Genomic DNA, 11,656 nt, shown 5'->3' with positions numbered 1-11,656 from the left:
GCGCCTCCCCCCCCCCCCCCCCCCCCCCCCCCCCCGTGCCGGGGGCCGGGCCGCGGGCAGCGGATCAGGCCGGCTCGTAGCTGGCGATGACCACCCCGGTGGTGGTCGTGACGCTCCCCACCAGCCGCAGCTCGTCGGGGGTGTCGCCGGCGGCGAACAGCCGGCGGCCGGTGCCCAGCACCAGCGGGTGAACCAGCAGCACGTACGCGTCGACCAGCCCGTGGCGGCGCAGCGACCGGACCAGTTCACCGCTGCCCAGCACCGCGATGTCCGGGCCGGGCTGCGCCTTCAGCTCGGTGACCGCCTCGATCACGTCGCCCTTGAGCAGGTGCGAGTTCACCCAGGGCAGCGGTTCGGCGAGGGTGGTCGAGGCGACGTACTTGGGCAGCGCGTCGAGGACCGGGGTGAACGGGTTGCCGGTCTGCCGGGGCCAGTAGCCGGCGAAGTCCAGATAGGTTCGCCGGCCGAGCAGCAGCGCACCGGTCGAGGCCATGCCCTCGCCCATCTTCCGGCCGAGCACCGCGTCCTGGTAGGGCAGTGCCCAGCCGCCCCGGGTGAAGCCGTCCCGGGTGTCCTCGTCGGGACGCCCCGGTGCCTGCATCACCCCGTCGACACTGACGTTGTTGGTGACGATGATCCTGCGCATGCCGCTCCCCGCGGGCCGAGCCGGCCCGGTGCCGGCCGTTCACCCCCTGTACGAACGGCCGGCGCCGGTTTCGACAGTCCGCCACCGGCGGACTTCGCCGGCCACCCGGTCGCGGACCAGCGTGCGCAGTTGTTCCATCGGGTCGCCGTCGCCCGCACCGAGCCGGTTGCGCACCGCCGCCACAGCCAGCCCCAGCTGCGGGTACGCGAACGCGAGGCTGCCGCCGCTGCCCGCCGTGCCGAACGAGCCGTCGTCGTCCACCGCGTACCCCAGGCCGAAGGCCGTCTCCTGCCCGAACACCCACTCCTCTGCGCGGACCGCCACCGCGGACACCTCGCTCAGCCGGGCCGGCGAGATCAGCCGCACGCCGTCGACCGGGCCGACCAGCGCCGCGTACATCCGGGCGACCGCCCGGGCGGTCACGGTGCCGACCGCCGGCACGTCGGCCCGCAGCACGTCGCGGCGGCTGCCGATGGTCGCGTCGGGACGCACGGCGGCCGGGGCCACCGCGTCGAAGTTCGGCAGGTTCGCCCCGGCCCAGGTCATCAGGGCGGCCAGGCCGGCGTCCTCCAGCCGGGCCAGCCGGGGCAGGTCCGCCTCCGGCACCCTGAGGAACAGCTCCCCGGCCACCCCGAGCGGCCCGGCCACCTTCTCGGCGAGGACCTGCGAGATCGGCCGGCCGGTGGTACGCCGGACCACCTCCCCGACGATCCAGCCGAACGTCCACGCGTGGTAGGCCAGCCGCTCGCCCGGCGCCCACAGCGGGCGCGCGTCGGCGATCAGCGCGCACATCCGGTCCCAGTCGGTGAAGTCCTCCGGCGTGACGTCTGCCGGCAGCGCGGGCAACCCGGCAGTGTGGGTGAGCGCGTGCCGCAGGGTGATGGCGTCCTTGCCGTGCCGGGCGAACTCCGGCCACACCTCGGCGATGCGCAGGTCGGGGTCGAGCCGGCCCTGCTCGGCCAGCACGTGCACCACGGTGCTGGTCAGCCCTTTGCCGGTGGAGACCGCGTGGATCGGGGTGTCGACGGTCAGCGGGCGGCCGGTGGTGGTGTCGGCCAGGCCGCCCTGCTCCTCGACGATCGGCGCGCCGTCCAGGTAGGCGGCGACCTGCACGCCGGCCTCCCGACCGGAGGCGACCAGGTCGTCGATCGTGGCGCGTACCTCGGCCCGCAGGCCGTCCCAGCGTCCGTCCATGATCAGCCACTCTGCCGGACCGGCTCCCGGTTGTCGCGGGGATTAGCTCCGGCCGCGGATCAGTTCCATCAGATGTCCGTGCGTGTCGGTGTCCGCGGCCACCACGAGCCCACGCCCGCCCGGCCCGATCCGGGCGCCGTCGATCCCGGTGACCACGCAGCCGGCGGCCCGGCACAGGGCGATGCCGGCGGCGAAGTGCACGCTGCCGGACAGGTCGCCGCCGTCGGTGACGTACGCGGCGCGCTTGCCGGCCGCGACCCAGGCCAGCGCCAGCGTCGTGGACACCACCCGGGGCCGGAACCGCTCGCCGAACCCGGGGTGGGCCAGCAGGTCCACGGCCCGGAATCCGGGCGCGCTCGGAAACGGCGGGTCCAGGTTGACGTCCACCAGCCGGGTGGCGGGGGTGGGGGCCAGCGGCACGTCGACCCCGTCGCGCCGTACCCAGGCGGTCGCACCGTCGGTGAAGTAGGTCTCGGCACCGAACGGGTCCGCAACCGCCGCCGGCCCCTCGCGCAGCGCCACGTTGACGGCCACGAGCATGTTGCCGACGGCGTAGTTCAACGTGCCGCAGAGCGGATCCACCAACCACCGGCGCGCTGCGGCGGAGGCGCCCTGCTGCCCGCCTTCCTCGCCGAGCACCCCGTCGTCGGGCCGGGCGGCGCGGATGACGCGCAGGATGCTCTTCTCCGCCTCCACGTCGGCGGCGGTGGCGAAGTCCCCGGCCCCCTTGTCGATGCGGGGGAGCCGCTGGCCGTACATCTGCCGCACCACGTCCGCGCCGGCCTGTGCCGCGGCCACCGCAACCCCGGCGTCGTCGAGGCCCGAGTCCGAGTCGATCATGGCGGAAGGATACCGGGGAGGGATCACCGCCGCTGTCGGCGTGCGCGGCCGGCGGGCCGGATGGTCCCGCGGCCGGGCGTACCGGGTAGGTTGCCGGCATGGCGGAGGCGGTGACCGGCAGGGTCGTGGAGATCTGGACCGACGGGGCGTGCAGCGGGAATCCCGGGCCCGGCGGCTGGGGGGCGGTGCTGCGCTGGGGCGGGCACGAGCGGGAGCTGTGCGGTGGCGAGGCGACTCCGACGACCAACAACCGGATGGAGCTGACCGCCGCGATCCAGGCGCTGGAGAGCCTGACCCGGCCGGTCACCGTACGCCTGCACACCGACAGCACGTACGTGCGCAACGGCATCACCGGCTGGCTGGCGGGCTGGAAGCGCAACGGCTGGGTGACGTCGGCGAAGCAGCCGGTCAAGAACGCCGACCTGTGGCAGCGGCTGGAGGCCGCCTGCGCCCGGCACGAGGTCACCTGGCTGTGGGTGAAGGGCCACAACGGACACCCGGAGAACGAGCGGGCCGACGCGCTGGCCAACCGTGGGATGGCGGAGGCGCGGGCCGGGGCGGTGGCCGCCCGCTGACCGGGCGGCGGTGAGCCCGGCCGCCTCCGCAGGTCTGGAAAGCCCCCGGCCGGCGCTGGGTCACTCCTCGACGGCCGGGTATCCCTCGACGGCCGGGTCGCCGGTACCGGAGACGTCGGCGACGTCGTAACCGGCCCGGCTCGTCTCCCGGGCGGGGCGGGCCTCCTCCGCCGGCAGATCGGCGAAGTCGTCGCCGGTGTCGTCGGTGCTGTGCAGGGACTCGCCCGGCGGGCGCAGCGACGCCTCGTACGCGGTGGCGCCGTCGGGTTCGTCGGTGGGCGCCCGGCCGAAGGACTCTTGACTCGTCATGTGGCACTCCTGCCCGCGCTCGCCGGGGGCAAACGCGTGCTCAGCGGGGGGCGTCCGGATGGGTCGGCATGCTCGATCCGCCGGAGCTGCTGCCCGACGCGCCGCCGGCCATACCCGACCCGTCGTCCTCGGTCACCTCGTCCGGTTTCGGCGCGCCCGGTTTCGGCGCCGGCACGTCGGTGTCCGCCTCCACCTGCACCAACCGGGCCTGGCCGGCCTCGTCCTCGGCGTGCGCGGGGTCCACCGGCTGCTCGCTCTGTCGTGCCCGATATCCCACCCGTCCGCCCCCCTTCCATGCCTCAGTGCCGCCTACCCGGGCCGGCTGCCCTGAAACGTGCCGTGCCAGGTGATCCACTCGTCCTGCGGCAGGTCGGGCCCTCCAGACGCCCGGACACCCCGGGTTGCCGCAACCGGAGTCGATCACGAGGGTCCGGGCAGCCCGGCGGGCGGGTTGCGGAAGTCAGCGTCGGCGACGCCCTGCCGCCCGGCCGGGGGGCGGCCGGCCGCCCGTGGACCGCCCGGCCGACGGCGGGACGGCGGGGAAGCGCGCCGGGGTGACCGTCAGGGACCAGTGCGCCGGGCGGCGCAGCCGGGGCGGCAGGACGGTCCGCTGGTCGCCGCGGGCCGCGTCGAGCTGGGACTGGTGCACGAACAGGCACCGCCCGAGGTCCGCCCCGCGCAGGTCGGCCCCGCGCAGGTCCGCGCCGGTCAGGTCGGCCGCGCCGAGGTCCACGCCGCGCAGGTCCGCCCCGATCAGGCAGGCGCCGCGCAGGTTCGCCCCGGCCAGGCCGGCCCGGCGCAGGTCCGCCCCGATCAGCACCGCCCCGCGCCGGTCCACGCCCGCCCGACCGGCGCGGGCCTGCTCGCCGGCCCGGGAGAGCAACCCGTTGACCCGGTCCCGGTGCGCGTCGACGTCGACCCCCAGCAGTTCGTCCGGGGTACCGTCGGTGAGCCGCCCGGTCTCCGCCAAGGCGGCGGCCAGGTCGTCACGGAGCGGTCCGGCCGGCGTCAGCGCGAGCGCCTCGGTCAGGTACCAGAGCAGCTCGTGCAGCGGACGCAGCACAGCGAAGGTGTCGAACATCCGCCGTGCGAGGCTTGCGTCGGTGCGCCAGTCCCGCCCCCCGAAGGTGCCCTGCGCCAGGTGCTGGCCGGCGCCGAAACAGTCGAAGACCGTGCAGCCGGGGAAGCCGCGTTGCCGCAGGTCCTGGTGGATGCCGCAGCGCGAGTCGGCGCCCAGGTTCGGGCAGGGCCGGCCGGCAGGCTTGTCGATTGCGAAGTCGGCGGAGGCGGCGAACGCCGGTGCGACGCAGCAGATGCCGAAGCAGCGGGAGCAGTCGGCGACCAGTTCGCGTCCGGCCCCGGCCACCGGCGGCTGCTCAACCGTCTCCGACACGTCGCTCCCGTCGTCCTGCCCGCCGTCCACCCGGGCGCCCCCGGACCATTGTCCGCCCCCGCCGGGAACCCGGGCCCGCGGGTGCGCGAGCGGTGACGTACCGCTCGGCGAGGGACTCCGTGGAACGTCGGGGCCGACCGGGTCGGGCACCCGGGTGCTCGGCGCGAGCATCCCCGTCGCGCACCTGCGCGCCGGCCGGCCGGTCCCGGGTTCCGCCCCGGGACGCGGTCCGGCTCCGTATGGTGACGGTGACCGGGAAGGGCGGCGGCATGGACGAGGACGCGCGGGAGCAGGGCCTGCTCACCGCCCTCACCACGGAGCACTTCGTGCTCCAGACCTCGCGCAGCGCCACCATCGCCGAGTCGGTGGGGCGGGCGACCGTCTTCCTGTCGATGCTCTCGGCCGCGCTGATCGGCCTCGGTTTCGTCTCCAACACCGGCCACCTGCTGCGGCCGTACCTCGGCGCGGTGCTGCCGACCCTGATCGTCACCGGGCTGCTCACCTTCGCCCGGCTGGCCCAGAACATGGTGGAGAACTCGCTGGACCTGCAGCGGATCCAGCGCATCCGCGCGTACTACCACCGGCGGTTCGACGGCGACGAGGGTTTCTTCGCCGACGCGGTGACCAGCGGGGGCGGCCCGCGGGCGGCCTGGGCCGCGGTGGGCACCCGCCCCGGCCGCTGGCACCTGCTGCTGACCGCCGCCGCCCTGGTCGGCGTGGTCACCGCGCTGCTGCTCGGGCTCGGCGTCACCCTGCTCGCCGGGCTGGGCGGGGTGTCGCCCGGCCCGGCGATCGCGCTCGGCGTGGTGGTGGCGCTGGCGGCGTTCGCCGCCGAGATCATGTACCTCGACCGGATGTCCGTCTCGATGAACCGCTGAGCCGAGGCGCGGCGCCCGCGCCCGGCGGGCTTCGCGTCTCGGCCTCAGAAGTCGAACAGCGCGTCGGTGACACGGTGCAGAAGGCACCGGTTGTCGAAGGTCCGGCTGTACGTCACCGGCCGGTCCTGCCAGAAGCCGACGGCCCGTGCGGTCAGCGGCGCGTACTCCCGCGTGCACGGCTCCAGGTTCACGGCCAGCACGTCGAGGTCCCCGTCGACGCGGGCGACGAGGCGGCAGGCGGTCACCGGATCGGGGTGCAGCCCGCCGGCCGGACCGCAGACCAGCACGGTGGAGCGCAAATCGCCGGCGCCGGCGACGGAGAGCAGCAGCACCGACGGCGTCTCCGGTCCAGGACGGGGCACCGCCGCCGCGGGTTGCGGGGCGGCCAGGGCGGCGGGTACGCCGAGCGCGGCGACCGCGGCCAGCGCGGCGGTACGTCGGGCGAAGGGCATGGTGGTGTCCTTCCGTCGGGGCCCGGGTCGGGGCCGGTGGCGACCCGGGCGTCGTGCGAACCGGGCCGCCGAGAACCCTAGGTGCACGGTGTGAACGCGCAGCGTCACGAAGTGTTACGCCGCCCGATTGCCGCCGACACCGGCCCTGATCGTCGGTGAGTCGGAATGTCCGAACGGTTGACAACCGGAGCGACATCTCGGTCCCGCGCATTTCTGATCCGGCCGCACAATGGTCGGGAAGGCTGACAACCGGATGGTTCCGTTATTGCACCGAGTCATTCGGTAAATCGGATCGTTGTCGATGCCCGACAACCGATCCGGCCGTTATCGGAACGATTCATTTCGCCGTTCAACGGCGGTTTACCGTCGGGTGGAAGGACGTATTCGTCGCCGTCGGGAGGGATCCTCATGAGCGACCTGTCCCAGCCACCATCCCCGAGTGCCGACACCGATCCGGCGGCTCCGGTCCGCGCAGTGGCGGTCGATCCGCCGGCGGCGGCCGGCCGGCCGCAGATCGTCGGCCGATCGCCCAATCAGCTCGCCTGGCTGCGGCTCAAGCGGGACCGGACCGCCCGGACCAGCGGGCTGACGCTGCTCGTCGCCGCAGGTGTCGCGCTCTGCGCGCCGCTGCTGGGCTGGCTCACCGGGATCGACCCGACGGACAAGTTCGTCGACCGCCTCAACGACTTCGGAATGCCCGCCGGATACGCGGGCGGCATCAGTTCCGGACACTGGCTGGGCCTTGAACCGGGCAGTGGGCGGGACATCCTGCTGCAGCTGGTCTACGGCCTCCGTACGTCATTGTTCATCGCGTTCGCCTCGGCCCTGCTGGCGTCTTTCGTCGGCGTCGCCGTGGGGGTGGTGGCCGGCTGGGCGCGCGGCTGGTTGGACAGCACGGTGAACTGGTTGATCGACCTCACCCTGGCATTTCCGTTCCTCATTTTCGCCCTCGCGGTGATCCCGATCCTCCAGGACCGCTTCTACTCCGAGCGGGAGGCGCCGCCGCCGGCCTTCCGGGTCGCCCTGATCGTCGCCACCTTCGGCCTGTTCAGCTGGACGTACACCGCGCGGCTGGTCCGTGGCCAGGTGATCTCCCTGCGCGAGCGGGAGTTCGTCGAGGCTGCCCGGGCCGCCGGCGCCGGCACCGGGCACATCCTCTTCCGGCAGCTGCTGCCGAACATCTGGGCGCCGATCCTGGTCACGGTCTCGCTGAACGTTCCGCAGTTCATCGCCATCGAGGCCGCGCTGGCCTTCGTCAACGTCGGCGTCACCGAACCGACGCCCGACCTCGGTCGGATGATCTACAACAGCATCGGCTACGTGGCCAGCGACCCCTGGTACACCCTGTTCCCCGGATTGACGATCTTCCTGCTGGTCCTGGCGTTCAACCTCTTCGGTGACGCCCTGCGCGACTCGCTGGATCCCCGGTCGACCCGGTAACCCCCCGGCCGTTCACACGCCCGGCGGGCGCCGCCGGGCGAGAAGGGAGCACACACCGTGCGAGCACGAACCCGGACACTGACCGGTGTCCTCGCGGCGGCGCTGATCGCCGCCGGTTGCAGCCCCACCACCGACGGGGGAGGCGGCGGCAACGAGAAGACCAAGACCCAGACCGGCTCGATCTCCTACGAGGCGGCCGACAACCAGGGTCCCGCCAGGGCGGTCGACGGGGCCACCCCCGGCGGCACGCTCACCGTCATGCAGAACTCCGACTTCGAACACCTGGACCCGGCCCGCAACTACGTCAACACGCAGCAGGTGGCCGGTGGGCAGCTCTACCGGTCGCTCAACGGCTACAAGGAGGACGGCAGCGGCAAGCTGCTGCTCGTCGGTGACCTGGCCACCAACCCCGGCCGGGACGTCAACTCCGACTGCAAGGTCTGGGAGTTCACCCTCCGCGAAGGGGTGAAGTACGAGGACGGCTCCGCGGTCACCAGCAAGGACGTCGCGTACGGCATCGCCCGCTCGTTCGCGCCCAACCTCAACGAGGGGCCGCACTATCTCCAGCAGTGGCTCTACCCGGGTGGCGCGTACAACGCCACCTACAAGGGCCCGTACGACGGTGGCAAGGCGACGCCGGACGGCATCGAGACGCCCGACGACCGGACCATCCGGTTCACGTTCGCGCAGCCGCACTGCGACCTGCCGTACGCGGCGGCACTGCCCACCACCGCCCCGGTGCCCGCGGCCAAGGACACCCGGGCCAACTACGACCTGCGCCCCTTCTCCTCCGGCCCGTACAAGGTCAGGTCGTACGAGCGGGATGTGGCGTTGGAGCTGGAGCGCAACCCGAACTGGGACCCGAAGACCGATCCCCTGCGCAACGCCTACCCGGACGCCGTCCGGGTCACCTTCGGCCTGGAGCAGGCCCAGATCGCCGAGCGGCTGGTCGCCGACGCCCCGGCCGACCAGGCGGCGCTGACCTGGCTGGACGTGCCGCCGGCGGTGCTGCCCCGGACCACCGCCGCCGGGGTCGTCGAGCGGGTGGTGAAGGGTCCGACGCAGTACACCTGGGTGCTCAGCATCAACACCCAGCGGATCACCGACCTGAACGTGCGCCGGGCGCTCAACTACGCCGTGGACAAGGACGCCCTGCTCAAGGCGCTCGGCGGCCAGGCGGCCGGCTCCCCGGCCAGCACGCTGATGTCGCCGACCACCGCCGGCTTCCAGAAGTACGACGTGTTCAACGCTCCGGTCAACGGTGACAAGGCCAGGGTCACCGAGTTGCTCGCCGGCAAGCGCCCGAAGCTCGTGCTCGCCCACTCCAACACCGAACTGCGCACCCAGCAGGCCGAGGCGCTGCGCAAGAACCTCACCGACATGGGCTTCGACATCGTGATGAAGCCGATCGAGAACAGCAGCTACTACGACGAGATCGGCCGGAAGAACAACCCGTACGACATCTACCTGACCGGCTGGGGCTCGGACTGGCCGACCGGCTCCACGATCATCCCGCCGCTCTACGACGGCCGCGAGATCGTGGCCGAGGGCAACAACAACAACTCGTACCTCGACGAACCGGCGGTCAGCGCGGAGATCGACCGGGTCCGCGCCCTGCCCGCGGCCGAGCAGGACGCCGGGTGGACGGCCCTCGACCAGAAGATCATGAAGGAGTACGCGCCGGTCGTGCCGTGCTACTACGACGCCACCTACGAGCTGCACGGCTCGAAGGTCGGCAACGCCTTCCTCAGCGACGCCTTCGGCATCATCTCGCTCAACGGCATCTATGTGAAGAAGTGACCGCCCGTGGGGGCGGGTCGTTCCGGCCCGCCCCCACCGCCACCGGGGAGGTGCTCCCGTGTTCCGTTTCGTCGTCCGGCGGCTGCTCGTCGCCGGGGTGACCCTCGCCGTGATCAGCCTGGTCACCTTCGGTCTCTTCTTCGCCGTCCCGAGCAGCCCGGCCAAGGTGATGTGTGGCAAGAACTGCACCGCGGAGGACATCGCGCAGGTCGAGCGGCGGCTCGGCATCGACCAGCCGTTGCCCCGCCAGTACGCCGACTTCGTCAAGGGCATCGTCGTCGGCCGCACGTACGGCTCGGGGGACTTCCGGCAGGACTGCCCGGCGCCCTGCCTCGGCTACTCGTTCCGCAACAACCAACCGGTCACCCGGATCATCACCCAGCGCGCGCCGGTGACCTTCAGCATCGTTCTCGGCGGGGCGGTGCTCTGGCTGACCCTGGGCGTCTCGCTGGGCATGGTGTCCGCGCTACGTCGCGGGACGGTCCTCGACCGGGCCGCGATCGGTGTGACGCTGGCCGGGGCGTCCATGCAGGTCTACTTCTTCGGCCTGATCCTGCTCTACCTGCTGGTGTACGCCACCGGGCTGCTGCCGTTCCCCAGCTACACCCCGCTGAGCGAGAACCCGGCCCGGTGGGCGCAGGGGCTGCTGCTGCCCTGGATGACGCTCGGCTTCCTCAACTCGGCCCTCTACGCCCGGCTGTCCCGGGCGCAGATGCTGGAGACGCTGTCCGAGGACTTCGTCCGGACCGCCCGGGCGAAGGGACTGACGGCACGGCAGGTGCACACCCGGCACGCGCTGCGCGCCGCGATCACCCCGATCGTCACCATCGCCGGCCTGGACATCGGAACCAGCCTCGGCGGCACGTTCATCACCGAGACGATCTTCGGCCTCCAGGGGCTCGGCAAGGCCACCGTGGAGGCGGTACAACTGCTCAACCTGCCGGTGGTCATGGCCACCGTGCTGCTGGCCGCGGTCTTCATCGTGGTCGCCAACATCGTGGTCGACGTGCTCTACGCGGTCATCGACCCGCGGGTCCGGCTGGGCTGACGGGAGGAATCGACATGGTGCAGCTTCCGGTGCAGCGCCCCGGCGAGGGTCCGTATCTCCAGGTCAGGGATCTGCGGGTGCGTTTCGACACCGAGGACGGTGTGGTGCGTGCGGTGGACGGGGTGTCGTTCTCGGTGGAGCGGGGTCGCACGCTCGGGATCGTGGGGGAGTCGGGGTCGGGTAAGAGCGTGACGTCGCTGGCGGTGCTGGGTCTGCATGACGCGAAGCGGGCGAGCATCGGTGGAGAGATTGTCGTGGGTGGCCGCCAGTTGGTCGGGTTGGCGGAGGAGGAGGTGCGGCGGCTGCGGGGCCGGGACATGGCGATGGTTTTTCAGGATCCGTTGTCGGCGTTGCATCCGTACTTCACGGTGGGGCGGCAGATTGCTGAGGCGTATCGGGTGCATCATCCGCGGGCGGGTAGGCGGGAGGCGCGGTCGCGGGCGGTGGACATGTTGGGGCGGGTGGGGATTCCGCAGCCGGGGCGGCGGTTCGAGCAGTATCCGCACGAGTTTTCCGGGGGTATGCGGCAGCGGGCGATGATCGCGATGGCGTTGGTGAACGATCCGGATCTGGTGATCGCGGATGAGCCGACGACGGCGTTGGACGTGACGGTGCAGGCGCAGATTTTGGATCTGTTGGCGGATCTGCAGGCGGAGTTCCGGTCGGCGATCGTTCTGATCACGCATGACCTGGGTGTGGTGTCTCAGGTGGCTGATGACGTGTTGGTGATGTACGGGGGTCGGGCGGTCGAGCACGGGAGTGTGGAGCAGGTGTTGCGGCGGCCGCAGCATCCGTACACGTGGGGGTTGTTGTCGAGTGTGCCGTCGTTGCACGGTGCCGCGGACGCGGATCTGGTGCCGATCGCGGGTAATCCGCCGAGTCTGATCAATCTGCCGTCGGGGTGTGCGTTCCATCCGCGGTGTCGTTACGCCGGTCGTACCGGCGGTCGGTCCCGCGGTGAGGTGCCGGAGTTGGGTCTGACCGGGGAGGCCGGTCACCTGGTCGCCTGCCACCTGCCGGAGGCTGCCCGCGAGCGCATCTATCGCGACGAGATCGCCGAGATGGGGGTGGCCCGGTGAGC

The 11,656-nt window shown here is 72.4% G+C and carries 13 protein-coding genes; 6 read left to right on the top strand and 7 right to left on the bottom strand.

All coding sequences use genetic code 11. From position 1 onward, the window contains the following. Positions 1-64: 64 nt before the first annotated feature. The 3 genes from ACL02O_RS32025 to ACL02O_RS32015 are packed head-to-tail and all read right to left on the bottom strand — an operon-like array spanning position 65 to position 2,680. On the bottom strand, positions 65-646 hold the full coding sequence (locus ACL02O_RS32025) for a dihydrofolate reductase family protein (RefSeq protein WP_412821921.1): 582 nt from the start codon (positions 644-646) through the stop codon (positions 65-67). Positions 647-685: 39 nt separating this feature from the next. Beyond that, positions 686-1,840, bottom strand: coding sequence for a serine hydrolase domain-containing protein (locus ACL02O_RS32020; protein ID WP_412821920.1), 1,155 nt, complete (start codon positions 1,838-1,840; stop codon positions 686-688). Between the two features lie 42 nt (positions 1,841-1,882). Continuing rightward, positions 1,883-2,680, bottom strand: a complete 798-nt coding sequence (locus ACL02O_RS32015; protein WP_412821919.1) for an inositol monophosphatase family protein — start codon at positions 2,678-2,680, stop codon at positions 1,883-1,885. Positions 2,681-2,778: 98 nt separating this feature from the next. On the opposite strand from ACL02O_RS32015, the gene rnhA reads away from it, so the two are divergent. Further along, positions 2,779-3,255 (top strand): ribonuclease HI, encoded by a 477-nt coding sequence (gene rnhA / locus ACL02O_RS32010; protein ID WP_412821918.1) that lies wholly within the window; start codon positions 2,779-2,781, stop codon positions 3,253-3,255. 60 nt (positions 3,256-3,315) lie between these two features. Here the strand turns inward: rnhA and ACL02O_RS32005 are convergent, their stop codons facing one another. The 3 genes from ACL02O_RS32005 to ACL02O_RS31995 form a co-directional block, all read right to left on the bottom strand. Beyond that, positions 3,316-3,564, bottom strand: a complete 249-nt coding sequence (locus tag ACL02O_RS32005; protein ID WP_412821917.1) for a hypothetical protein — start codon at positions 3,562-3,564, stop codon at positions 3,316-3,318. A 40-nt stretch (positions 3,565-3,604) separates the two neighbouring features. Continuing rightward, complete coding sequence (locus ACL02O_RS32000; protein ID WP_412821916.1) at positions 3,605-3,808, bottom strand: preprotein translocase YidC; 204 nt, start codon at positions 3,806-3,808, stop codon at positions 3,605-3,607. 216 nt (positions 3,809-4,024) lie between these two features. Continuing rightward, entirely contained in the window at positions 4,025-4,930 is a 906-nt protein-coding gene (locus ACL02O_RS31995; RefSeq protein WP_412821922.1) for a pentapeptide repeat-containing protein, read from the bottom strand. A 275-nt stretch (positions 4,931-5,205) separates the two neighbouring features. On the opposite strand from ACL02O_RS31995, the gene ACL02O_RS31990 reads away from it, so the two are divergent. Beyond that, complete coding sequence (locus tag ACL02O_RS31990) at positions 5,206-5,835, top strand: hypothetical protein (protein WP_412821915.1); 630 nt, start codon at positions 5,206-5,208, stop codon at positions 5,833-5,835. Positions 5,836-5,879: 44 nt separating this feature from the next. Here ACL02O_RS31990 and ACL02O_RS31985 read toward each other — a convergent pair whose 3' ends face one another. Further along, complete coding sequence (locus ACL02O_RS31985) at positions 5,880-6,287, bottom strand: SSI family serine proteinase inhibitor (protein WP_412821914.1); 408 nt, start codon at positions 6,285-6,287, stop codon at positions 5,880-5,882. Positions 6,288-6,695: 408 nt separating this feature from the next. Here ACL02O_RS31985 and ACL02O_RS31980 point away from each other — a divergent pair, with 408 nt between their 5' ends. From ACL02O_RS31980 to ACL02O_RS31965, 4 genes are read left to right on the top strand one after another with little or no spacing between them, the layout of a single operon-like run. After that, positions 6,696-7,727 carry an ABC transporter permease gene (locus tag ACL02O_RS31980; RefSeq protein WP_412821913.1) on the top strand — a complete coding sequence of 344 codons (1,032 nt, stop codon included), beginning with the start codon at positions 6,696-6,698 and terminating at the stop codon, positions 7,725-7,727. A 57-nt stretch (positions 7,728-7,784) separates the two neighbouring features. Next, on the top strand, positions 7,785-9,527 hold the full coding sequence (locus tag ACL02O_RS31975) for an ABC transporter substrate-binding protein (RefSeq protein WP_412821912.1): 1,743 nt from the start codon (positions 7,785-7,787) through the stop codon (positions 9,525-9,527). A gap of 58 nt (positions 9,528-9,585) precedes the next feature. Continuing rightward, complete coding sequence (locus ACL02O_RS31970) at positions 9,586-10,575, top strand: ABC transporter permease (RefSeq protein WP_412821911.1); 990 nt, start codon at positions 9,586-9,588, stop codon at positions 10,573-10,575. A gap of 14 nt (positions 10,576-10,589) precedes the next feature. Further along, positions 10,590-11,654 carry an ABC transporter ATP-binding protein gene (locus ACL02O_RS31965; protein WP_412821910.1) on the top strand — a complete coding sequence of 355 codons (1,065 nt, stop codon included), beginning with the start codon at positions 10,590-10,592 and terminating at the stop codon, positions 11,652-11,654. The last annotated feature ends 2 nt before the right edge of the window (positions 11,655-11,656 follow it).

Origin of the sequence: Micromonospora mangrovicola (assembly GCF_047200535.1) — a bacterium.
Lineage (GTDB): Bacteria > Actinomycetota > Actinomycetes > Mycobacteriales > Micromonosporaceae > Micromonospora.
This window is presented reverse-complemented; position numbering and strand designations above follow the sequence as displayed.

Coding starts and splice junctions, on each gene's coding strand:
- ACL02O_RS32025 (WP_412821921.1), bottom strand. CDS start 646: ATGCGCAGGATCATCGTCACCAACAACGTCAGTGTCGACGGGGTGATG.
- ACL02O_RS32020 (WP_412821920.1), bottom strand. CDS start 1,840: ATGGACGGACGCTGGGACGGCCTGCGGGCCGAGGTACGCGCCACGATC.
- ACL02O_RS32015 (WP_412821919.1), bottom strand. CDS start 2,680: ATGATCGACTCGGACTCGGGCCTCGACGACGCCGGGGTTGCGGTGGCC.
- rnhA (WP_412821918.1), top strand. CDS start 2,779: ATGGCGGAGGCGGTGACCGGCAGGGTCGTGGAGATCTGGACCGACGGG.
- ACL02O_RS32005 (WP_412821917.1), bottom strand. CDS start 3,564: ATGACGAGTCAAGAGTCCTTCGGCCGGGCGCCCACCGACGAACCCGAC.
- ACL02O_RS31985 (WP_412821914.1), bottom strand. CDS start 6,287: ATGCCCTTCGCCCGACGTACCGCCGCGCTGGCCGCGGTCGCCGCGCTC.
- ACL02O_RS31980 (WP_412821913.1), top strand. CDS start 6,696: ATGAGCGACCTGTCCCAGCCACCATCCCCGAGTGCCGACACCGATCCG.
- ACL02O_RS31965 (WP_412821910.1), top strand. CDS start 10,590: ATGGTGCAGCTTCCGGTGCAGCGCCCCGGCGAGGGTCCGTATCTCCAG.